Raw genomic sequence first — 22,551 nt, forward strand, 5'->3', positions numbered from 1 at the left:
GAGGCGAAGCCGGAGCGCGCTGACTAGCTGCCCGAAGGGCCGGCGCGCCGCCTGAGAAGCTCTGCCACGGACTTCAGCTCTTCCGTGCGGAGCAGGAAGGCGGTGGCGAGGTAGGCGGCCAGGGAGACGGTTCCCACGGTCGTGAGGATCAGTAGGCGTTCGGTGAAGTCGGTGCCGGTGCCCAGGAGGGTCGTGCCCGCAAGGGCCACCGCATACATGACCGTTCCTGCGGCCAGGATCTTGGTGAGGGAGATGAGGGTGCGGCGGCCGTCGATCCGGCCTATCTCGCGCCGGGTCGTGATGAGGGCGAGGATCGCGAGCAAGGCGTAGGCGATGGAGAGGGCCAGCACGACGCCCACGGCCTCGAAGAGGTGGGAGAGCCCGTAGGCGAGGGCCGCGTAGGCGACGAGGATGCCGACGTTCAGGAGGGCGGGGGTCATCGTGTTCTGGCGGGAGTAGAAGGCCCGGACGAGGAAGAAGTACGCGGAGTATCCCAAGAGGCCGACCGCGTAGGCGACGAGCAGGCCGGCGACGATTCTGGTGTCCTGCGCCCCCCACTCGCCGCGCTGGTAGAGGATGCCGACGATGGGCTTCGCGAGCACGATCAGGCCGACCGTGGAAGGCACCACCACGAAGGTCATCGTCCTGAGGCCGAAGGAGAGCGTCTCCCTGTAGCCTTCGACGTCCTCGCGGGAGTGCTTTTCGGAGAGCTCCGGCATCAGGGCCGTCGCTATGGCGACGACGAAGATGCCGTAGGGCAGGGAGAATATCGTGAACGCGTAGGTGAGTTCCGCGTACCGGCTGAAGCCGGTCGCGAGGCTGGCCGCCAGAAGCTGGAACGCCACCGAGGCGGCCACGAGCACCACCATCGGCCCGGCGAGCTTCGCGGTCGGAAGCAGGGCCGGGTGTCCGAGTTGCGGGCGTGGCCTGTAACCGAGGGCGAGCAGCGTCGGCACCAGGGCGAGCGCCATCACCGCGACGCCTACAGTCACCCCGAAGGCGAGGACGTAGAGGGCCAGGCTCTGGTTGTCGTCCTCCAGGAGGATGTAGGCCGCGAAGGAACCTATGATGATCAGGTTGTTGAGCACGGGGGCGAAGGTGGGTAGAAAGAAGCGCCGGTGGGCCTGGAGCACCCCGGTCGCGATGGTGGTAACGCCGTAGAAGAGCATCTGCACGGCGAAGACGCGGAAAAAGAACACGGCGAGCTCCGTGGTCTCCCTGGCGTCGGCGGGTGAGATGTTCGCGGAAGGGCTCAGGCCCACGACCAGCGCCACGAGCGGGCCGGCAAAGACGACGCCCAGGAGGGCCAGAAGCGCCATCAGCGGCATTACCAGCGTGATCAGGGCGTTTGTCAGGCGGCGGGCGTCCTCCTCGCCGTGGCCCGTGATGCGGTCGACCAGGACCGGGATGAAGATCGAGTACAGGATGCCGCCCAGAAAGAGCTCGTAGATCAGGCTCGGCAGGAGCACCGCGAGGGCGTAGGCGTCCGCCACCACGGCCGTGCCAAGAACCGCGCCCTGCGCCGCGATGCGCACGTACCCCGTAGCCCGCGAGAGCACGGTCGCCGCGGAGATCGAGAGCATCGACCGCAGAACGCCGGTCATGGGAGCACGCTGGCTTCGCTAGCTTTCAGCGCGCTCCGCCCCAGGGGCTTCGCTCTCAGCACGCTTCGGCCTGCTTTGCGGCCCTCGCTCTCAGCCCGTCAGCTTCCTGCCGCGCAGGGGCCGAGCGGGCAGCGTCATTCGCGACGATTCTGTTGACGGGTGGCGTGGCGAGTCCGGACGACTGGCTGACAAGCTGAGAGCGAGGGCCGAAGGTCCGAAGCGTGCCGAAAGCGGAGGCGCAGCCGGAGCGTGCCGGCAAGCTCTCTACGGTATCTCTTCCGGGGCGCGGCCGATCCACTTCTTGTAGATCTCCTCGTAGGTGCCGTCTTCTTTTATCTCGGCCAGGGCCTGGTTGACGGGTTCGACGAGGGGGCTCTCTTTCGGCAGGGCTATGCCGTACTGTTCGCCCGTCGGGATGGTCTCCACGAGCTCAAGCTCTCCGTTGGACTCGTCGACCTTCTCCTGGGCGGCCGGCAGGTCGTAGATGACGCCGTCGATGACCTCGTTCTCGAGCGCGGCGAAGGCGTCCTCGATGGTGTCGAAGGTGCGGACCTCTTCGACGTCGCCGGCGTTCAGGAGTTCCCCTGCTTCCGCCTGCCCCATCGTACCGGGCTGAACCCCCAGAACCTCTTCTTCCAGGTCGCCCGTGGACTCTATCCCGGAGCCTGCCCGGACCACCAGCGCCTCCTGCACGTTGTAGTAGGGATCGGAGAAGTCAACCTGCTGGCGGCGGGTCTCGGTTATGGTCATCCCGGAGATCACCGCGTCGAACAACTCCGAGCTGAGGCCCCGCAAGAGGCTGTCGAACTGGACGTCCCTGTACTGGACCTCGAGGTCCATCCGGTCGGCTATCTCGTTCATCAGGTCTATGTCGAAGCCCTTGGGCCCCGTGCGCGGGGCGAACTCGAAGGGCGGGTAGGCGACGTTCGAGGCGACGACTATCTTTCCGTCGGCAAGCGCCGGGCTGGTGGTCTCCTCCTGCCGCACGACGTCGGCCGGGGAAGACGCGTCGTCCCCGGCGCTGCATCCGGCCGCAAACGAGGCGCCCAGGACGAGCATCGCCGCGAAGAGCCTCACCAACCACCCTGTCACCCTGAGCTTTCCTCCCGCGTCTGCGACCCGGGGGTTCCTCCCGTCGTGCGGGCGGGCCGGGTGTGGCGTCTCCTGGACGCAATACTATTCATCAGGACCCACGAGGTCAAGATACTCGACGGGCGCCCTCCGCTACGCCACGCGGCGGTTCAGGCGCCGCTCGAGGCCGTTCGCCAGGTAGATCAGGGGCAGGCAAATAGCCAGATAGAAGAGCGCCGCCGCCACCAGCGGCGTTGCGTTGGCCGTCGCCGACTGGAGCACCCGCGCCGAGCGCAGCAGCTCTTCGAGCCCTATTACCGAGACTATGGAAGTGTCCTTTATGAGCATCACGAACTCGTTGGTCAGGGGAGGAATGACGCGGCGGAAAGCCTGCGGGACGATGATGTGGCGCATGGTCTGGGCGTAGGTCAGGCCCGAGGCCCGGCCTGCCTCCATCTGTCCCTTATCTATGCTCTGGATGCCGGAGCGGAATATCTCCGCGACGTATGCCGCGCTGTTGAGGGTGAGCGCCACGAGGCCGGCGAAGAACAGGCTCTCGATGCGGATGCCGATGTTGGGCGTGGCGAAGTAGATGAAGATAATCTGGACCAACAGCGGCGTCCCCCGGAAGACGTCTATGTAGACCTGGGCCGGGGCCGACAGAAGCTTCGAGCGGCCAATCTTCATCAGCGCGAGCACGAGGCCGAGGACTATCCCCAGAAGCTCCGCGCAGAGCGCGAGCACGATGGTCACGAAGAAAGCCTGCAGCAGGGTGTCGAAGTTGTCGAAGATCACCCCGAAGTCCAGGTACTGCTCCTGGACGTTCGAGGGGCTGAAGCGGCTCGGGTCGAACTCCACGGGCCACTCGAAAGGCACCGCGCTACCTCCTAAGCTCTACTCGGGGATCTCTTTGGGGGCGCGGCCGATCCACTTCTTGTAGATCTCCTCGTAGGTGCCGTCGTCCTTGATCTCTTGGAGCGCCTCGTTGACGTCCTGGCGCAGGTCGGAATCCTTGGGGAAGGCTATGCCGTACTGCTCGCCGGTCGGGATGACCTGCACGATCTCGAGGGCCCCGTCCGAGCCGTTGACCTCGTCCTGGGAGACGGGTAGGTCGTTGATGATGGCGTCTATCTGCCCGTTGTTGAGCGCGGCGAAGGCGTCCTCGATGGTGTCGAAGGTGCGGACCTCGCCGGTAATGTCGCCCCGGTCCTTGAACTCGTTCGCCTTGATCTCGCCGGTCGTCCCGATCTGGACGCCGACGGTGGCGTCCCCGATCTCGTCCACGGACCCTATGTCGGAATCGCTGGGCACGAGCAGGGACTGGTCGGCGTTGAAGTACGGGTCGGAGAAGTCTATGCGCTCCGCCCGCTCGGGCGTGATGGTCATGGCGGAGATCGCCATATCGTACTGGTTGTTGCGCAAACCGTTTATGATGCCGTCGAAGGTGACGTTCTGGTACTCGGGCGTGAAGCCGGCCCGCTTACCGATCTCGTCCAGCAGGTCTATGTCGAAGCCCACCGGCTCGCCATCCTTCTCGGACTCGAACGGCGGGTAGGCGATGTCCGACGCGACCGTGACGTCCTCGCCCCCGCCCTGGCTACCGCCGCCGCCACCGCCGCAGGCGGCAACAGCCAGGGACAACACCGCAGCTAGAACGAAAAGAGGGAGGACCCTCCCGAATAAACTCTTCACCATAGAAACGCCCTTCTCCGTATCCGGCGGGACCCCCGAATGGCGTGGTCCCGAAAACCGACCGTTCATCGAACCGATATGAAGCCAATATAGTTTCGCGGCGTTCCCTGGTCAAGCGCGGGGCGGTTACGTTGGCCGGCGAAGGGCGAGCGTGCTACGGTGCCGGGGGCCGATCCGATCCCTGGGGGTACCCGATGGATAACCTGGACCCGAAACTCATAGACGCCGTGAACCGGGAAGTCGAGGCCCGCCGCGACGACGCCGTGCGCCTCCTGCAGGAACTGGTCCGCGTCCCATCGACGACGGGCGAGGAGGGGGCCGTCCAGGAGAAGGTGGAGCACGCCTTCCGCGGGCGCGGCCTGGAGGTGGACGTGTGGGAGGCGAGGCCCGAAGAGGTCGAACCCTACCGCGACCACGTCGGGGAGCAGGAATGTTACGAAGGCCGCCAGAACGTGGCCGGGGTGCGCCGCGGGCGGGGAGGAGGCCGGTCCCTGCTGCTGAACGCCCACATGGATACGGTGGTGCCCGGGGACCCGGAAGCCTGGGGTCACGACCCGCTCGGCGGCGAGCTCGTCGGCGACAGGATCTACGGCCGGGGCTCCTGCGACATGAAGGGCGGCCTCGTCACCCACCTGGCCGCGCTCGACGCCCTGGAGGCCGCGGGCGTCGAGCTGATGGGCGACGTCACGGTGGCGGCGACGGTGGGGGAGGAGAACGGGGGGCTCGGCGCCCTCTCCGCCGTGCTCCGGGGCTACCGGGCCGACGCCGCCCTGATAACCGAGCCCACCCGGTTGCGGCTCGTGCCCGCCCAGGGGGGCTCTCTGGTCTTCCGCCTCACCGTCCCCGGCCGTTCGGCCCACGCCGCCGTCCGCGACGAGGGAGTCTCCGCGCTCGAAAAATTCGTGCCGCTCTTCGAGGCCTTGAGGGGGCTGGAGCGGGAGCGGAACTCGTCGCTTTCCCACCCGCTCTACGACCACCTGGAGAACAAGGCGCCCATAAACATAGGCGTCGTGCGGGCGGGAAACTGGGCCTCGACCGTGCCGGAGGGGCTCGTGGCGGAGGGGAGGGCCGGCCTGATCCCCGGCGAAGAGGTCGAGACGTTCAAGGAGCAAGTTCTCGAACTCCTCTCCGACGTCGCCAACAGGGACCCGTGGCTGCGCGAGCATCCCCCCGTTCTCGAGTGGTTCGGCGGCCAATTCGCGCCCTCCGAGGTGCCGCAGGACGCGCCCATCTGCGAGGCCGTGAAGCGGGCTCACGTCCTTGCGGCCGGGGAAGATCCCACCGTGGAGGGCGTATCGTACGGGGCGGATATGCGGCTCTTCATCCGGTTCGGGGGGACGCCGTGCGTGATGTACGGCGCGGGCGACGTGCGGGACGCCCACGCGCCGGACGAGCACATAAGCGTCCCCGACCTCGTTACCGCGACGAAGACGGTGGCGTTGTTGATCTCCGACTGGTGCGGCGTCGCCCGGCGGGCTATTTGACCGGGGCGCGGCCGGTCCATACAATTCACATCCTGTAGCCTTTGCTGCAAATTATCGACAACAAGAGAGGGGAACGCTTTTGGAGACGCCGGGCGCGCAACCCACCGTTGCCCCGAGTGCCGTGGAGCAACAGGAGGAGTTGGTACGCGCGATCAGCGCGCCGCTGCTCTTTTTTTACGTTCTCGGGGACGTGCTCGGGAGTGGCATCTACGCCCTGATCGGGGTGATGGCCGCCAACGTCGGCGGCGCGTTCTGGACCTCGTTCGTCGTCGGTGTGGCCGCCGCGATGCTCACGGGCTTCGCCTACGCCGAGTTGATCACCAAGTACCCCCACGCGGCGGGGGCGGCCATGTACACCGGCCGGGCTTTCAACAACCGCTTTTTTACCTTCCTGGTGGCGTTCTGCACGGTGGCCGCGAGCCTGGCCGCCACGGGCGCTTTGGCGCTGGCGTTCAGCGGGTACTTTCTGGAGCTTCTGGTGTCGCTGTTGAGCGTGCCGCTGCTTCTGGCGGCCCTCGTCTTCGTCGTGTTGCTTGCCTTCATCAATTTCCGCGGCATCTCGGAGTCCGTAAAACTGAACCTCGCCATGAGCGTCACCGAGATCGCGGGTCTAGCGCTGGTGCTCGGGGTCGGGATCGTCGTGTTTTTGACCGGCGGCGCGGACCTGGGGAGGCCCTTCGAGTTCAACGAGGGGGGCAACCCCGCGATACTGGCGCTGGCGGGCGCCACGCTCGCATTCTTCGCGATGACCGGCTTCGAGAACGCGGCGAACGTGGCCGAGGAGGTCCAGAACCCGAGCAGGGTCTACCCGCGCGCGCTCTTGGGCGGCATGGCGTCGGCGGGGATTATTTACCTGGTCATCGCGTTTATCGCCTCGATGGTGGTCTCCACCGGCCAGCTCGCCGGCTCGGAGGTTGCGCTGCTGGAGGTGGTGCGGCAGGGCTTCCCGGCCTTCCCGGGCTGGCTGTTCGCGATCATCGCGTGCATCGCGATAACGAACACCTGCCTCGTCGCCCTGATAACGAACTCGAGGATCATGTACGGCATGGCGCGCGAGGGCGTGGTCCCGCGCATCTTCGCCCGCACCCACCTGTCGCGGCGCACGCCCTGGGTCGCCATCGTCTTCACCACGATCATCGCGCTGGTCCTGATCGTCGGCGTCGGGGAGGAGGGCGTCAACACGCTGGCGAGCGCCACCGTGGCGTTTCTCCTGGCGGTCTTCGCGCTGGTGTGCCTGTGCGCGCTGGTCCTGCGCCGCGACCGCGTCCCCCAGGAGCACTACACGGCGCCGACGGCGATACTCGCCCTCGGGGTGGCGGTGAACGTGGCCCTCTTGCTCTACGTCCTGATAACCGACATTCAGGGCCTCGCCTCGGGCGACACCGGCCTCAGGGAGAGCGTGGTCGTGGTGTGTTTGGTGATGCTGCTGATAGGGGTCGGGCTCTACTTCGTGAACAACCTGGCAAAACGCAGGCTTGATTCGTCACGCAACCGCGGAGGAGGAGCATGACCCACGCACTCGTCGCCACCGACGGCTCGGAGCAGTCGCTCAAAGCGGCCAGGTACCTGCGGGACCTCCTCGACCCTGCCTCGGTGGAGAAGATCACCATAATAGCGGTGGTCCGTCCCCTTGCCGCCGTCCCCTTCGCCAGCGACTTCGGGGAGGAGGAGCACGCCGCCCAGCAGGCCCAGGTAGACCCGACGGGATACTCGTTCCAGCGGGCGGCCAGGGAGGCCGTCGACCGGGTGGCCCTGGAGTTGCGGGACATGACCCCGAACGTGGAGACGACCGTCCGCGCCGGCATGCCGGCGGACCAGATCGTGCGCGCCGCGGACGAGCTCGAAGCCGACCTCATAGTCATAGGTGGCCGCGGCAAGGGCGCGATGGAGGCAATAGTCCTCGGCAGCGTCGCCTACCGCGTCCTCCACCACGCCCCCTGCCCCGTGCTCGTCATGCGTTGAGCACGCCGCCCTTCGGGCAGCTAGTCAGCACGCTACGCCCTACGGGCTCCGCTCTCAGCACGCATCGGCCTGCTCCGCAGGCCTCGCTCTCAGCCTGTCAGCCAAAAAGCTGAAGTGCTGACCGGCTGAAGTGCTGACAAGCTGACAAGCGGAGCCCGTAGGGCGTAGCGCTGGCTACGCCAGCGCTCCGAGCAGCCGGTCGTTCTCCTCGGGACCCCCGATCGTGACCCTGCTCCACCCGACCGGATAACCCAGGGCCTCGCCCTCCCGCACGAGCACGCCGGTCTTCTCGAAGAGCTGAGGCTTCGCGCCGACCATGACGAAGTTGGTGTGGGACGGGACGTACTCCAGGCCAGCCGTCTCGAACGCGTCCTGCACCCGCTCCCGCTCGCGTTTCATCTGCCGCGAGCGTTCCGCTATGGCCCCCGGCTGGCCGAGGGAGGCCGTCGCCGCCGCCTGCCCCGCCTGGTTCACGGAGAAGGGAACGTGTACCCGCCAGACGAGGTCGGCTAGCCGCTCCGGGGCGAGAGCATAGCCGACCCTGAAACCGGCGAGGCCGTGGACCTTGGAGAAAGTGCGGGTCGAGACGACGTTGTCGGACTCCAGCACCAGGTCGTGGGAGCCCGAGTACAGCGGGTCGTCAACGAACTCGTAGTAGGCCTCGTCCAGGATCAGGAGCACGTCTTCCGGCAACGCATCCGCGAAGCGGCGCACCTCGGACAGGGGAAGGTACGTCCCGCTCGGGTTGTTCGGGTTGCACAGGATCACGGCCCGCGTCTCCCGCGTGACGGCGGCGAGCATCGCGTCGAGGTCGGCCCTGTGATGGTCGTCCAGGGGCACCTTCTTCGCGTCTAGCCCGACCACGCGGGCTGATGAGACGTAGAAAGGGAACGAGGGCCAGGGGATGACGACCTCGCCTGGCCTGTCCAGGATCTGCATGAGGTCCACGAGCGTCTCGCTGGAGCCGTTGCCCACGACGATGTTTCCGACGGAGATACCAGGGTGGGCATGGGCTATGGCCTCGCGCAGGGGCGTCGCGTCGCGGTCGGGGTAGCGCCCGGCGCGGGAGAGGGTCTCGATTATCGCGGCGCGGGCCTCCGGCAGGGGGCCGAAGGAGAGCTCGTTCATCGTCAGCTTCACGTACTCCTCGGAGCCGTAGTCTACCGAGATCTCCTCCCGCAGCCGCGGCGGGTTGTACGGGCCAATACCCTCGAGAACCGACCTCGTCTTCAAGTTGACTCCGATCCCTGGCGTACTTCGAATGCCAGGCAAAGATAGCCTCCCGCAACCCAAACCGCAACGCCGGGCGTCGTTCCGAATTACACTGTCCCGCAAGATGAAGAACCTCCTGCGCCTGGTCCCCCTGATCCCCATCCTGGCCCTCCTCGCAACGATCTCCTGCGGCGCGAGCACCGGCGAGAACGCCAACCCCGAACCTCCAAACACCTCCGCCTCAGAAGTGGCAACGACCGCACCCGCAAAGACGGCGGCGGAAAACAGAACGACCATGGGCGGGGAGGCCACCGTGAACGAAGACCTGGGGGCGGCCCTCGTCTCCGCGGCCGGACGCGGGGACGCGCGGTCCGTGAGTCGCCTCCTGCAACGGGGCGCCAGCGTCGAGGCCAGAGACGAGACCGGGAGAACCCCGCTCGTCGCGGCGGCCTACGGCAACCACCTGGAGGCCGCCGGGATCCTCGTAGACGCAGGCGCCGACGTCAACGCCAAAGACGAGACCGTCCAGAGCGCGTACCTCATCTCGACCAGCGAGGTCGGCGACGACCCGCGCCTGCTGGATCTCACCCTCAAAAACGGCGCCGACGTAAGGAGCCTCGACTCCTACAACGGGACCGGCCTCATCCGCGCCGCCGAACGTGGCTACCCGAAGATCATCGACCGCCTCCTCCAGACGAACATAGACGTAGACCACGTAAACAACCTCGAATGGACCGCCCTCCTCGAAGCCATAATCCTCGGCGACGGCGGTCCCTCCCACGCCGAGGTAGTCCGGCTCCTTATCCAGAAAGGCAACGCCGACCCAAACCTCCCCGACGGAAACGGAGTAACCCCCCTCCAACACGCCAGGCAGAACGGCTACACGGAGATAGAAAAGGTCCTCGAAAGAGCCGGCGCGGAATAGAGCCGGTCAGCCGGTCAGCACGCGCAGCGTGCTGACCGGCTGACCGGCTAGTGCACTATCTGGTTCAGAAAGCGCTTCGTGCGCTCGTTCTTCGGGTTGTCGAAGAAGTCGTCCGGGGTGCCCACCTCGATTATGCGGCCCTCGTCCATGAAGACCACCTTGTCGGCGACGCGGCGGGCGAAGCCCATCTCGTGGGTGACGACCACCATCGTCATGCCGCCGCGGGCGAGGTCTGCCATCGCCTCCAACACCTCGTTAATCATCTCGGGGTCCAGCGCGCTCGTGGGTTCGTCGAAGAGCATGATCCTGGGTTCCATCGCGAGCCCCCTGGCTATCGCCACCCGCTGCTGCTGCCCGCCGGACAGGCTCTCGGGGTACTTGTCCGCCTGCTCCGGGATGCCCACCCGCGCCAGCAGCCTGGAACAGCGCTCGTCGGCCTCCTGTTTGGAGACGTTCTTGACGCGCAGGGGGGCGAGCTTTATGTTCTGGGAGACGGTCATGTGCGGGTAGAGGTTGAACTGCTGGAAGACCATGCCTATCTCCGAGCGCAGCTTGTTGATGTCCACCTTCTTGTCGTGGACCGGGAAGCCGTCCACCTCAAGCTCGCCGGAGGAGACCTCTTCGAGGCCGTTTATGCACCGCAGCAGCGTGCTCTTGCCCGACCCGCTGGGCCCGATCACGACGACGACCTCGCCTTCCTCGACGGTGAAATCCACGTCCGTGAGGACCTGGAAGTCGCCGAAGAACTTGTCCACCCCGCGGAACTCTATGATGCCCAATCTCTCTCCCGAAACCCGTTAAACGTGCGGTGTAGAATAGCATAGCACCCCGATTCCAGGAGGAGTTTTGGACAGTCTCTTCGACGCAGCGGACGGCGGCGAGAACCGCGAAAAAAGGCTCGAAGACCTCGCGCGTCAGGTCTCCGTCTGCACGAAATGCGACCTCGCGATGACCCGCACGAACACGGTCTTCGCCAGCGGCGACCCGCACTCCCCGCTGATGCTCGTCGGCGAGGGGCCGGGGGAGAACGAGGACGCCACGGGCCTGCCCTTCGTCGGCCGGGCCGGCAAGCTCCTCGACGACATCCTCGCCGCGGTGGACCTCACCCGCGACCAGGTCTACCTGACGAACACCGTCAAGTGCCGGGCCGCCGTGGCGGAGGGCGGCCGGATGAGAAACCGACCGCCGAAGACCACGGAGATCCGGGCCTGCAACCCCTACCTCCAGGGCCAGATGGAGGCGGTAAAACCCGAGATCGTGCTCTGCCTCGGCGGCCCCGCCGCGAAGACCCTCATAGATAAGGATTTCAGGATCACGAAAGACCGCGGCAAGTGGTACGACCTGGACAACGGCGCGAGGGCGATGGCGACCTTCCACCCGGCCTACGTCCTGCGCCAGCGCGGCGACGACCTCGACAACACCAAACGCCTGGTCTGGAAAGACATCCAGAACGTCTACGCCGAATACCAGAAGGCGATGGAAGAGCGGGGATAATCCCGTATTGAGGCTTCAGGTATCAGGTAAGGTCATGCGCCGTGCCTGTGGTCGGCGATGACTTCCTCGACGGTGCGCTTCGCCAGGGCGACGAAATCCGGGTTCGTTTTGGCGTAGTACGGGATGATCATGGCCGCCTGGTGGAGCGCGAAGCCGCGGGCCCGGTTCCACGCGCCGTCGTCGACGTCGAGGGCGTCGCGAAACGTTTCTCGTCCGGCACGGCCGAAGACGCTCCAGGCGGGGATCACGTCGGCGGCGGGATCCCCGACCCCGACACCGCCGAAGTCGATCACCGCGTGGAGCCGGCCTTCGCGAACGAGCAGGTTGGGCCTGAGCAGGTCGCCGTGTATCCACACCGGCTCTCCTTTCCACGCCGGCGCTCCGAGCGCGCGTACCCAGGCTGCTGTGGCCGCCTCGACGTCTATGATGCCCCCTGCCGACCCGACCGCCGCGCGTGTAACGGCGTCTAGCTCGCGGAGTGGCTCGCGCCCGCCGCGGGGCGCCCCGGCGACGGGATCTATCCGGCGCAACTCGGCCACGAACCGCGCGAGATCCACGGCCGCCTGGTGTTCGTCTACGAGCCCATCCGAATACGGCTGGCCGTCGATCCACCCGTAGACCGCCCAGGGGAAGGGGTACGAGGCCGCAGGGTGGCCCATCGCAACCGGCTCGGGGAGGCGCAGCGACAGGCGTGGAGCGAGCTTCGGGAGCCAGAGCCACTCTTTGTCCAGGTCTTTCGCCCACTCCTCCACGCGCGGCAGCCGCGCGTAGAGGTGGTCGCCGAGCCGGTAAATGGCGTTCACCGTCCCCGTCGACCGGACCGCGCTGATCGGCAGGTTCGCCCATTGCGGGAACTGCGCGGCGAGCAACCGCCGGACGAGAGGTTCGTCGGTGTGGACCTCGTTGGCGTGCATCTTGCCTGTGGGCATAGGCAACCCTCTTCGCGTTGGACTCGTTGCATGGCGGCGTCGTAAACATTCTCATACCAGAATTCGACCTTGCCTGTTATGATGGCTCGCAACAGTAGTCTGAAACCGTCGCGGAAGGGCCCTACAAAACGTGGTAAGCACAGTCTCCGACAGCCGAATGATGGATAGCACAGACAAGAACATCCTCAACCTTATCCAGCGCGAGGTGCCGCTGGAACGGGAGCCGTTCGCGGCGATAGGGCGCGAGTTGGGGATAGGCGGCGACGAGGTGATCCGCCGCATCGAGGCGCTCAAGAGGGGGCGTGTGATCCGTCAGATCAGCGCGATCTTCGACACCCGCGTCCTGGGCTACCAGTCGACGCTCGTGGCCGCCACGATCCCGGCCGACAGGCTGAACGAGGGCGCCAAGGCCATAAACTCCCACCCCGGCGTCTCCCACAACTACGAGCGCAACAACGAGTTCAACCTCTGGTACACGGTCGCCGTACCGCCCGACTCCCGCCTGGGCCTCGAAGGGACCGTCGACGTGCTGCACCACATTAGCCGCGCCGAGAAGACGCGCATCCTGCCCACGTTGAAGCTGTTCAAGATCGGGGTGACCCTCGACATGAACAAGGGCGCCACCGCCAAGAAGGAGGCCCCCCAGTACGGCGAGGCCGACCGCCAGAGCGCCGACCGGAACGTCTCCGAGGACGACAAGGCGGCCATAAGGGCCTTGCAGGAGGACGTGCCTCTCACCCCGCGGCCTTTCGACCTCTGGGGCAGGCAGGTCGGGCTCTCCCCCGAGGAGCTTCTGGAGCGGGCGCACGATTTGAGGGAGCGCAAGATCATGCGCCGATTCTCCGCCGTCCTCTACCACCGCAAGGCCGGCTTCCGGGCGAACGCGATGGGCGTCTGGAAGGTCCCCGAGGAGCGGATAGAAGAGGTCGGAAACGCCTTCGCCCAGTTCCAGGCCGTGAGCCACTGCTACGAGCGCCCGACCTACGAGGACTGGCCCTACTCCGTGTTTTCGATGGTCCACGGCCGCAGCGTCGAGGAGTGCGAGACCGTCCTGGACGCGATGGCCGAGGAAACGGGCCTCACCGAGCGAGACTCCCTCTACTCGACCCGCGAGTACAAGAAGACGCGCGTCAGGTACTTTACGCCGGAGATGGAGGCGTGGGAGCGGCTGTACGCGGGCGTGTTGAGGTAAGGTTTTGAGGCATTAGGGGTGCGGTGCGCGGCCCAAGGCCCAGAGTCGTGACTTGGGTTAGCCGCGGGGCATCGCTACCACGTCACCCTCTCTCTACCACCCCTCAAAACCTGAGAACCTCAAAACCTTGCTGACCTGGAGCTTGTTGGTGGCGCTCGTCGCGGCTTTGCTGGCGGGGACGGTTACTGGGCTTACGGGGTTCGGGCTGGCGCTCGTCAGCACGCCCTTGCTTCTTTTTGTTTACGAGCCTCGGACCGTCGTGGTGCTGACGGTGTTCTTTTCTATCTTCATCAATATCGCGGTGGTCTGGGATTCGTGGCGGGAGGCGCGGCGGGCGCTCGCCCTGGCGCTGCTGTTGCCTTCTGTGGTTGGGGTGGTGCTCGGGGCCGAGGTGTTGCGGGTGGTAGACCCCGTTTACATTCGGCTGGCGGTTGGCTTGGTGGTCGTGTTCTCGGCCTTGTTGCTGGTTCGGGAGGTGCGGTTGCCCGGGGCCGGGACGCGGTGGGGACCTGTCGTGGCCGGGTCGGCTAGCGGGGCGCTCTCGACTTCTACCGGGCTCGCCGCCCCCCCGATAGTCTTGCTGCTCGCTTCGCGGAGGCTTCCGAAGGCGGAGTTTCGGAGCACGAGCGCCCTATATTTTCTCGCGATGAGCCTGGTCGGGTTGGTAGTGCTCGGGGGGCGGGGGTTGATCGAGGCGGGCGAGGTCTCGCTCGGCGCGGTACTCGTGCCCTCAGCCCTCGTCGGCAAGGTCCTGGGCACCGCCCTGTTGAAGAGGGTCTCCGAGAGGGCTTTTCGGGCTTTCAGCCTCGGTTTGGTCATCATGACCGGCACTTTGGGCGTCGCGACGGCGTTGTGGGCATTGATCGGCTAACCCCGGGCCGGCGTTACGGCGAGACGACGGCCAGCAGGTCGCCCGGTTCGACGTTGGTGCCCGAGGAGACGACCACCCGCTCGACGGTGCCGGCGATGGGGGCGCCGATGGACGACTCCATCTTCATGGCCTCCATCACCCCGAGCTGCTGGCCGGCCTCGACCTTCTGGCCCTCTTCCACGCCGATGGTCACGACCCCGGTCATGGGGGCGGCGACGTGGCCCTGCTCCGCGGGGTCGGCCTTCTCGCGCCTGGGGACGTCGGGTTCCAGCGAGCGGTCCTGGGCGTCCACGGGCCTCGGCTGGCCGTTGAGGGTGACGAGTAGCGTGCGGATGCCGCGGTCGTCGGCCTCGGTCACGGCCTCCAGCTCCACGTAGAGCCTGACGCCGGGCTCGAGGTCGACGGCCAGCTCCTGCCCGGTCTCCAGGCCGTAGAGGAACTCCTTCGTCGGCACGACGGAGACGTCGCCGTACCGCTCCTCGGCCGACCTTTTCTCGGCTGTAGGGCCTGGAAGCAGGATCTCATCGAGCGCGCCCCGCCGTTTCGGGTCCGCGCCGGTCCCCCTGGGAGAGAGCGCGGTGCGCTGTTCGTCCGAAAGATCCAACGCGGGGTCGGCCGCCTCTCCTTCTCTTCCGGAGAGGGCCTTGGAGCGGAAGGGCTCGGGCCAGCCGCCGGGCGGCTCGCCCAGCTCGCCGCGCAGGAAGCCCAAGACGCTGCCGGGGAGGTCGCGGGAGGCGGGGTCCTCTTCCAGCTCTTCGGGGTCGAGGCCGGAGGAGAGCAGGTACAGGGCGAGGTCGCCGACTACCTTGCTCGTGGGGGTCACCTTGACGAGGTTGCCGAGCAGGTCGTCGCAGCGGGCGTAGAGGCGCTCTATCTCCTCGAAGCGCGTCCCGAGGCCCATCTCCCTGGCCTGCTGGCGGAGGTTGGAGAGCTGGCCGCCCGGGATCTCGTGCCGGTAAACCGTCCCCGTGGGGCTCCTCAGACCCGCCTCGAACGGCGCGTAGAGCGTCCTTACGGCCTCCCAGTACGGCTCGAGGTCCGCCAGCGCATCGAGGGAGAGCCCCGTCTCCCTCCCCGTATGGTCCGTGGCGGCCACGACTGCCGAGAGCGAGGGCTGGCTGGTCATGCCGGAGAGGGGTGCCGCCGCCCCGTCCACGGCGTCCACGCCAGCTTCGGCGGCGGCGAGGTAGGTGGCGAGTTGGCCGCCCGCGGTGTCATGGGTGTGCAGGTGGACCGGCAGGTCGTGCTCGCGCCTCAGGGCCGAGACGAGCGTCCTGGCCGCGGGCGCCCTCAGGAGCCCGGCCATGTCCTTGATGCAGAGGACGTGGGCGCCCATCCTGGCGAGCTTTTCGGCGAGGCGCAGGTAGTAGTCGAGGGTGTAGAGTTCTTCGCGCGGGTCGGAGAGGTCGCCGGTGTAGGAGAGGGCGCCCTCGGCGAGGCCGCCCTCCTCCAGCACGGCCTCTATGGCCGGGCGCATCCTGGCCGGGTCGTTGTTGGCGTCGAAGACGCGGAAGACGTCCATGCCCGTGGCGCGGGCCTCGGCGACGAAGGCGCGGACGACCTCGGAGGGGTAGGTGGTGTAGCCGACGACGTTCTCGCCCCGAAGGAGCATCTGCAGGCAGACGTTTGGAAGGGCCTCCCTGAGGCGGGCGAGACGCTCCCACGGGTCCTCGTGCAGGAATCGCAGGGCAACGTCGAAGGTGGCCCCGCCCCACACCTCGCAGGAGAGGAGCCGGGGCAGCTCGCGGGCCACGTGCGGGGCGGCGGCGAGCATGTCGAAGGTGCGCATCCTGGTCGCGAAGAGCGACTGGTGGGCGTCGCGCATGGTCGTGTCCGTGACCAGCAGGGCCTCCGAGTCGCGCATCCAGCGCGCGAAGCCTTCCGGTCCGAGCTCTTCCAGGCGCTGGCGGGTGCCCGCAGGCGGTTCCGTATCCGCGTCTGCGGGGAGCTTCGTGGTCGGGTCGGGGACGGCGGGGGGGTGGCCGTGGGGGCGGTTGACAGTCGCGTCGGCGAGGAAGGTGAGGAGGCGGCTCGCCCGGTCCTTGCCGGTCGCGACGGCGGTCAGGTGGGGGCGTTCGTCCACGAAGGCCGTGCTCACGCGGCCTGCGAGAAAGTCCTCGTCGGCGAGCACGGCGCGCAGGAAGGCGACGTTGGTCGCCACACCCCTCACCCGGATCTCCGCGAGCGCCCGCCGCGCCCGCCTGGCCGCCGCGGGAAGGTCCGAGCCGCGGGCGGTGAGCTTGACCAGCAGCGAGTCGAAGTACGGGCTGACGACCGCGCCCGCGTGGGTGGTGCCGCCGTCCAGCCGGATGCCCGCCCCGCCCGGCGAGCGGTACGCGGAGATGCGTCCCGTGTCCGGCCTGAAACCCTGCGCCGGGTCCTCCGTGGTCACCCGGCACTGCAGGGCCACGCCCCGCTGGCGGATGTTCTCCTGGGAGAGGCCGAGGTCCCCCAACGTCTCGCCCCCGGCGATGCGCAGCTGGGCGTGGACGAGGTCGACGTCGGTGGTCTCCTCCGTGACGGTGTGCTCCACCTGTATGCGCGGGTTCATCTCTATAAAGGCGTACCGGCCGTCCTCGCCGACGAGGAACTCGACCGTTCCGGCGTTCCTGTAGCCCACGGCGCGGGCGAACCGGACGGCGTCGTCGCAGAGGCGGTCCCGCAGGGCGGGGTCGAGGTTCGGCGCCGGCGCTATCTCGAGCACCTTCTGGTGGCGGCGCTGCACCGAGCAGTCGCGTTCGTAGAGGTGGACCACGCCGCCCGCGGCATCGGCGAGCACCTGCACCTCGACGTGGCGCGGACGGACGATGGCCCGCTCCAGAAAGACGGTCCCGTCCCCGAACGCCGCCTCGGCCTCCCGCGTCGCGGTCCTCACGGCTTCCGGCAGGTCTTCAGGGCGTTGCACGAGGCGCAGGCCCCTGCCGCCGCCCCCGGCCGCCGCCTTCACGAAGATCGGGTAGCCGATGCCCTCCGCGGCGACGGCGGCCTCGTCGGGGTCGGAGACCGGATCCGAGGCCGCCACGACGGGGACGCCTGCGGCCTCGGCCTGCGTGCGGGCCTGGATCTTGTCTCCTGTAAGGGAGAGGACCTCGGGCGGCGGGCCGACGAAGACGATGCCGGCCTCCTCGCAGGCGCGGGCGAGTGCCGGGCTCTCGGAGAGGAAGCCGTAGCCGGGGTAGACGGCGTCGGCGCCGGTCTTGCGGGCGGTCTCGACCAGCGTCTCGACGTCCAGGTAGGCCCTGACGGGGTGGCCGGATTCGCCGATCTCGTACGCCTCGTCGGCCTTCTGGCGGTGCAGGGAGTCCCGGTCGTCCGGGGTGTAGACGGCGACCGTGCGGATGCCGAGCTCGTAGGCGGCCCGGAAGGCCCGGATCGCGATCTCCCCCCGGTTTGCTACCAGGACCTTCTCTAGCATCGCGTCCCTCCCGCTTTAGACCCTGTCAGCCGCCGACCCGGACGGAGACTTTGTGCCGGGCGTTGTTGGCGTAGCCCTGGAAGTTCCAGACCTCGTCGACGGTCTCCGGCTGCGTTTCGCCCCCGGAATCCGTCGCCCGCGCCACTATCTCGCACGGTCCCGGCCCCGGCTTCAGGGTCGCCTCCCAGAAGAGCCACGTCGCCGGTCCGCCCTCTTCGGTCAGGGCGGCTTCGGTCCAGGTCTCGCCCCCGTCGGCTGACACCTCCACCCGCTCGACGCGCCGGTCGCCGCCGGTCAGGGCGTATCCTCGCACGCCGACGGCGTCTTGCGCCAGGGTCTCGCCGCTCTGGGGGGCGCAGATCACGCAGTTCAAGGGGGTCTCGCCGAGCATCTCGCCCTCGGAGTAGTCCGCGGTCTCGGCGGTCACGTGCGGCGGGAAGAGCTTGTACTCGACGGCCTGGTAGTAGTTGTCCGACGGCCCGGCCTGCAGCCTTACCTCCGAGAGCCACTTCACGCTGCGAGCCCCCACGTACCCGCCTACTACGACGCGCAGCGGGAAACCGTGCTCGGGCGCCAGGGGCCCGCCGTTCATCTCGTAGGCAAGCAGCACGTCGTCCGACGTCGCCTTACCGAGGGGGATAGAGCCGCCGAAGAGTTCGCCGGTCCCGGCCTCCACGTCCCTGTCGAGGCCCGTGAAGGCGGCGTGGCGGGCCCCGCCCTTGATCCCCGCCTCCCCGAGGACGTCGCGCAGGAGGGTGCCGCCCCAGCGGGCGTTGCCGGCGGCGCCCGTCTCCCAGGCCACTTTGCCCGGTATGGGGCTCTTCTCCATCAGCTCCGAGCGGCGGTTGCCAGCGCAGTAGAGGGTCGAGGCGAACTCCGTTTTGGGGAGGCCCTTGATCTCCCCCAAAGACAGCTCCAGCGGTCTCTGCACGAGGCCCGAGACCTTCAGCCGGTACGTACCCGGGTCCACCTCCGGCACGTCGCCGTGGTTGCGGACGTAGAAGGCGTCGGTCGGGGTGACGAAGCTCGCCCGCAGGAGATCCGGCGGGGTCTCCGCGTTGTGCGGGTGGTCCTTGCGGACCGTTGTGTTTCGGCCTTCTCGGAAAGGCCGCACGGACTCCGCCACGGTCTAGGCCTCCGTCTTCGGGGCGTGTCGGCGGCCGGAGAACGGGATCGCGGACTCCACCGAGATGAGGTGGGCCGGCGTCGCCTCGAGGGCGTCGGAGGTCTTCGCCATCGCCGCCTCGCTCAAAGCCGCGATCCCGGGCACTCGCTCCACGCCCTACGCGCTCCTGTAGAGCTTGGTCATAGTGAACTCCCTGTGCCCGAGCGCCTCGGCCGACGTAACACGCCCGTTCGCCGTGCGCGTCAGGTACTCCATCATCAGCCCGCCGGCCTGCGGCAGCGTGAGCTCCCGGCTCAAGAGCCCGCTAACGTCCACGTCGATGTGCTCGGCCATGGTCTTCACGGTGTTCGGGTTTCCGGACACCTTTATGACGGGGACTATGGGGTTGCCGATGACGTTCCCCTGGCCCGTGGGGAACATGTGCAACACCGCCCCGCCTGCCCCCATCAGCGTGACGTGCTCCGCCGCCGCCGACGAGCTGTCCATGAAATACAACCCGGGACCGTTTTGGGGCGACTGCGCCGGCGCGAGCACCCCGATGATCTCCTTCGTCCCCGTCTTCTCGATGTTGCCGAGCGCCTTCTCCTCGATGGTCGAGAGGCCGCCGGCGATGTTCCCCTGCGTCGGCTGCGAGCCCAGGAGGTCCTCGGACTGCGTCTCGATGAGCTCGACGTAGTCGTCGTAGACCCTCCGGAACTCTTCCTTCAACTCGGGAGTCGCCATCCTCCCGGCGATCAGGTGCTCCCCCCCGGTAAGCTCCGAGGTCTCCCCGAAGAAGACGGTCCCGCCCTCTTCGACGAGCCTGTCCACCGCGACGCCGACGGTCGGGCAGGAGGCGAGGCCGGTCGTCGTGTCCGACTCCCCGCACTTGATGCTGACCACGAGATCCCCCAACTCGACCGGCTCCCGGCGGAGCTCGGAGGCCCACTGGACGAACTCCCTGGCCTTCCACGAGGCCCGCCTCACGGTCTCGAGGTCGCCGTGGCCCTCGATGGAGAACGCGGCGACGGGCTTGCCCGTCTCGGCTATGCCGTCTGCTATCTTCTTCGTCCAGTTCTCCTCGATGCCGACGACGATGACCGCGGCGACGTTCGGGTTCGACCCGGTCCCGATCATGGTCCTGAAGTGCAGCGCGAGGTCCTCCCCGTACTGCAACCGCCCGTACGAGTGGGGCAACGCCATCGTCCCCTTGATGTGCGCCGCCACGGCCTCGCACGCCGCGTTTGAGATGTCGTCCACCGGGAGTATGACCACGTGGTTGCGAACCCCGACGCGGCCGTTCTCGCGCCTGTAGCCGTGGAGTTCCACGCCTACCACCTCGCGCTCTTCAGGTTGTGCGTGTGGACGTAATCCCCGACCTCGATGTCCTCCGTCGCCTTCCCGATCCTGACGCCGTACTCCGTCACGTCCCCCCCGGCCTCGCAACCCTCGACCGCGATCTTGTGCCCCAGGGGCACCTCCCCCCGCGCCTCGACCTCGACCATCGAGTCGTCGTCCATGTACACCCCGACGACCTTCTCCCCGGCCTCGATGTCCGAAGTCGCCACCCCGACGTGGTCGCCCCCCTTGTGGATCAGAAACCTATGCACCCGACCTCCTCCCACAGAGCCTACAGGTAATACCAATCTTACCGGAGCGGCTTCCTTGGCGTGCGGGCGGCGGAGAGTAGTAGACTTGCGGGCACACAGGAAGGGGAAGGCGTGCCGGACTTTACAGAGGGTGAGAGCGGCTCCCGTCCCAGAGGCCGCGCGTCTATCGCGGCGCGCATCGCTCTTCTGGGCTCCAACGGCCGGCACGGGCCACGCTGGGCGGGGTGATGTAGGTGGTCTCCGGCGTCCCGCGAACGGGTCCTCGTCGGAGGTTTCGGGGCAGATGAAGCGGGGCCTGCCGGCGGCCTTTCCGTTTCTCGGGTGGCTCGGGGCCTACAGGCGGGCCGACCTGCCGCGGGACCTCTCGGCGGGCCTGGTCGTCGGCGTGATGCTCGTGCCCCAGGCGATGGCCTACGCCCTGCTCGCTGGGCTGCCGCCCGTCTACGGCCTGTACGCCTCCATCGTCCCCACGGTCGCCTACGCCCTCTTCGGCACCTCGCGCCACATGCCCGTCGGCCCCCCGGCCCTCATGGCCCTGCTCACCTTCTCGGGCGTCTCCGCGCTGGCGGAGCCGGGATCCGGCGAGTACGTCGGGCTGGCCCTTCTGCTGGCGCTCATGGCGGGGGTCTTGCAGCTCGGGCTCGGGCTTTTGCGGCTCGGTTTCGTATCCAACTTCATACCCCTGCCGGTGCTCAGCGGGTTCGTCTACGCCTCGGCCGTCGTGATCTCGTTGAGCCAGGCCGCGAGCCTGCTCGGCATCCCGGCCGGCTCCGAGAGGTCGACGCCCGGCATACTCTCCTCACTTGCAGGGCGCATCGGCGAGACGAACCTCCCGACGCTGGCCATCGGGGTCGGCGGCATCGTTGCGCTGGTGGCGATGGCGAAGCTCCTCCCCAGGGTGCCGGGCGCGCTCGTGGTCGCGACCGTCGCCACGGTTATCGTGTACGGGCTCGGCCTGCGGGGGATGGGGGTCGAGGTCGTAGGGGAGATACCGGCCGGTCTTCCGGGCCTGTCGGTGCCGCCGCTGGGGCTGGAGACGGTGCGGGGGCTGCTGCCCGCGGCGCTGGCCGTGGCGCTGGTCGGGTTCGTCGAGTCCGTGTCGGTGGCCAAAGCCGTGGCGGCCAAGGAGCGCTACAGGCTAGAGTCGAACGCCGAGCTTCGGGGGCTCGGGCTCGCAAACATCGCCGCCGCCTTCACGTCCGGGATGCCGGTGGCCGGGTCGTTCTCCAGGACGGCGGTCCAGTACGGGGCCGGGGCGCGGACCCAGTTGGCCTCGGTGGTAACTGCCGGGGTCGTGGTGCTCACGCTGCTGTTCCTTACGCCGCTCTTCTACTACTTGCCCGACGCGGCGCTCGCCGCCGTGATCCTGGTCGCCGTCTTCGGCCTGTTGGACTTCCGGCAGGCCAGGCGCATCTTCGAGGTCAGCCCCGTGGACGGGGCCGCGCTGGTCATCACGTTCCTGGTGACGCTCTTCGTCGGGGTCGAAGAGGGAATACTCGCCGGGGCGCTCTTTGCGCTGCTTGCTTTCTTGCGGCGAACCGCGTACCCGAACGTCACCCAGATGGGGTTCGTCCAGGAAGAGCGGGCGTATCTCGACGTGGAACGGTGGCCCGCGGCGGAGACCTATCCGGACGTCCTGATCGTACGCTTCGACGCTGCGCTCTACTACGCCAATATCCCGTACCTCGAGGAGAAGCTCATAGAGCTCGTCGCGGAGAAGCCGGAGGTCGAGTGGATCGTCATAGACTGCCGCGGCGTCAACGCGATCGACGTGACCGCCGTCGAGGGACTGGAAGCGCTGGTTCAGGGCTACCGTTCGCGCGGCGTGGGCATCCTCCTCACCCACGTCAAGCTCCTCGTCCGCGAGCGCCTCGCGGGCGCCGGCTGGTCCGAGAAGTTCGGGGACTGGACGCTACGCTCCACCAACAGGGACGCCGTGGCGTACGCGAGATCGCGCGGGGGTGCATAATCTGCGGGTTGGAACC

General features: G+C 67.7%; 20 protein-coding genes. 8 read left to right on the plus strand and 12 right to left on the minus strand.

The features are described 5' to 3' along the window. Nucleotides 1-23 precede the first annotated feature (23 nt). The 4 genes from murJ to GBA63_RS01400 form a co-directional block, all read right to left on the minus strand. The gene (gene murJ, locus GBA63_RS01385) at nt 24-1,604 is read right to left on the minus strand and encodes a murein biosynthesis integral membrane protein MurJ (protein WP_166172786.1); all 1,581 of its coding nucleotides are present in this window, start codon (nt 1,602-1,604) and stop codon (nt 24-26) included. Between the two features lie 264 nt (nt 1,605-1,868). Next, complete coding sequence (locus GBA63_RS01390; protein ID WP_166172788.1) at nt 1,869-2,696, minus strand: basic amino acid ABC transporter substrate-binding protein; 828 nt, start codon at nt 2,694-2,696, stop codon at nt 1,869-1,871. Nucleotides 2,697-2,828: 132 nt separating this feature from the next. Beyond that, nucleotides 2,829-3,551: an amino acid ABC transporter permease gene (locus GBA63_RS01395; RefSeq protein ID WP_207957011.1), complete on the minus strand. Its 723-nt coding sequence runs from the start codon at nt 3,549-3,551 to the stop codon at nt 2,829-2,831. Between the two features lie 18 nt (nt 3,552-3,569). Beyond that, nucleotides 3,570-4,370 (minus strand): basic amino acid ABC transporter substrate-binding protein, encoded by an 801-nt coding sequence (locus GBA63_RS01400; protein ID WP_166172790.1) that lies wholly within the window; start codon nt 4,368-4,370, stop codon nt 3,570-3,572. Between the two features lie 191 nt (nt 4,371-4,561). Between GBA63_RS01400 and GBA63_RS01405 the strand changes: the two genes are divergently transcribed. From GBA63_RS01405 to GBA63_RS01415, 3 genes are all read left to right on the plus strand, one after another. Continuing rightward, entirely contained in the window at nt 4,562-5,851 is a 1,290-nt protein-coding gene (locus GBA63_RS01405; RefSeq protein ID WP_166172792.1) for an ArgE/DapE family deacylase, read from the plus strand. Between the two features lie 79 nt (nt 5,852-5,930). Further along, nucleotides 5,931-7,361 carry an APC family permease gene (locus GBA63_RS01410; RefSeq protein WP_166172794.1) on the plus strand — a complete coding sequence of 477 codons (1,431 nt, stop codon included), beginning with the start codon at nt 5,931-5,933 and terminating at the stop codon, nt 7,359-7,361. Continuing rightward, on the plus strand, nt 7,358-7,813 hold the full coding sequence (locus GBA63_RS01415) for a universal stress protein (RefSeq protein WP_166172796.1): 456 nt from the start codon (nt 7,358-7,360) through the stop codon (nt 7,811-7,813). Before GBA63_RS01410 ends, GBA63_RS01415 begins: the two co-directional genes overlap by 4 nt. Nucleotides 7,814-7,987: 174 nt before the next feature. Here GBA63_RS01415 and GBA63_RS01420 read toward each other — a convergent pair whose 3' ends face one another. Further along, the gene (locus GBA63_RS01420) at nt 7,988-9,046 is read right to left on the minus strand and encodes a pyridoxal phosphate-dependent aminotransferase (protein ID WP_166172798.1); all 1,059 of its coding nucleotides are present in this window, start codon (nt 9,044-9,046) and stop codon (nt 7,988-7,990) included. Nucleotides 9,047-9,149: 103 nt separating this feature from the next. On the opposite strand from GBA63_RS01420, the gene GBA63_RS01425 reads away from it, so the two are divergent. Next, on the plus strand, nt 9,150-9,950 hold the full coding sequence (locus GBA63_RS01425; RefSeq protein ID WP_207957012.1) for an ankyrin repeat domain-containing protein: 801 nt from the start codon (nt 9,150-9,152) through the stop codon (nt 9,948-9,950). A 47-nt stretch (nt 9,951-9,997) separates the two neighbouring features. Here GBA63_RS01425 and GBA63_RS01430 read toward each other — a convergent pair whose 3' ends face one another. Then, entirely contained in the window at nt 9,998-10,723 is a 726-nt protein-coding gene (locus GBA63_RS01430; protein ID WP_166179702.1) for an amino acid ABC transporter ATP-binding protein, read from the minus strand. Between the two features lie 73 nt (nt 10,724-10,796). On the opposite strand from GBA63_RS01430, the gene GBA63_RS01435 reads away from it, so the two are divergent. Next, nucleotides 10,797-11,444: a uracil-DNA glycosylase gene (locus tag GBA63_RS01435; protein WP_166172800.1), complete on the plus strand. Its 648-nt coding sequence runs from the start codon at nt 10,797-10,799 to the stop codon at nt 11,442-11,444. Nucleotides 11,445-11,476: 32 nt separating this feature from the next. On the opposite strand, the gene GBA63_RS01440 is transcribed toward GBA63_RS01435, so the two are convergent. Next, nucleotides 11,477-12,373 (minus strand): aminoglycoside phosphotransferase family protein, encoded by an 897-nt coding sequence (locus GBA63_RS01440; protein WP_166172802.1) that lies wholly within the window; start codon nt 12,371-12,373, stop codon nt 11,477-11,479. Nucleotides 12,374-12,530: 157 nt separating this feature from the next. Between GBA63_RS01440 and ahbA the strand changes: the two genes are divergently transcribed. After that, the gene (ahbA, locus tag GBA63_RS01445; RefSeq protein ID WP_166172804.1) at nt 12,531-13,565 is read left to right on the plus strand and encodes a siroheme decarboxylase subunit alpha; all 1,035 of its coding nucleotides are present in this window, start codon (nt 12,531-12,533) and stop codon (nt 13,563-13,565) included. 127 nt (nt 13,566-13,692) lie between these two features. Next, nucleotides 13,693-14,436, plus strand: a complete 744-nt coding sequence (locus GBA63_RS01450) for a sulfite exporter TauE/SafE family protein (protein ID WP_166172806.1) — start codon at nt 13,693-13,695, stop codon at nt 14,434-14,436. Between the two features lie 13 nt (nt 14,437-14,449). Here GBA63_RS01450 and GBA63_RS01455 read toward each other — a convergent pair whose 3' ends face one another. The 5 genes from GBA63_RS01455 to GBA63_RS01475 are packed head-to-tail and all read right to left on the minus strand — an operon-like array spanning nt 14,450 to nt 20,566. Beyond that, entirely contained in the window at nt 14,450-17,851 is a 3,402-nt protein-coding gene (locus tag GBA63_RS01455) for a pyruvate carboxylase (protein WP_166172808.1), read from the minus strand. 25 nt (nt 17,852-17,876) lie between these two features. Beyond that, nucleotides 17,877-18,977 carry a molybdopterin-dependent oxidoreductase gene (locus tag GBA63_RS01460; protein ID WP_207957014.1) on the minus strand — a complete coding sequence of 367 codons (1,101 nt, stop codon included), beginning with the start codon at nt 18,975-18,977 and terminating at the stop codon, nt 17,877-17,879. Between the two features lie 3 nt (nt 18,978-18,980). Continuing rightward, nucleotides 18,981-19,130 carry a hypothetical protein gene (locus GBA63_RS01465; RefSeq protein ID WP_166172810.1) on the minus strand — a complete coding sequence of 50 codons (150 nt, stop codon included), beginning with the start codon at nt 19,128-19,130 and terminating at the stop codon, nt 18,981-18,983. 3 nt (nt 19,131-19,133) lie between these two features. After that, nucleotides 19,134-20,294 (minus strand): UxaA family hydrolase, encoded by a 1,161-nt coding sequence (locus tag GBA63_RS01470; RefSeq protein ID WP_166172812.1) that lies wholly within the window; start codon nt 20,292-20,294, stop codon nt 19,134-19,136. Then, entirely contained in the window at nt 20,288-20,566 is a 279-nt protein-coding gene (locus GBA63_RS01475) for a UxaA family hydrolase (protein WP_166172814.1), read from the minus strand. The genes GBA63_RS01470 and GBA63_RS01475 overlap by 7 nt, the downstream gene beginning before the upstream one ends. A gap of 283 nt (nt 20,567-20,849) precedes the next feature. Here GBA63_RS01475 and GBA63_RS01480 point away from each other — a divergent pair, with 283 nt between their 5' ends. Next, nucleotides 20,850-22,535: a SulP family inorganic anion transporter gene (locus GBA63_RS01480; RefSeq protein ID WP_166172816.1), complete on the plus strand. Its 1,686-nt coding sequence runs from the start codon at nt 20,850-20,852 to the stop codon at nt 22,533-22,535. The last annotated feature ends 16 nt before the right edge of the window (nt 22,536-22,551 follow it).

The organism is Rubrobacter tropicus, from assembly GCF_011492945.1.
Classification (GTDB): Bacteria; Actinomycetota; Rubrobacteria; order Rubrobacterales; family Rubrobacteraceae; genus Rubrobacter_D; species Rubrobacter_D tropicus.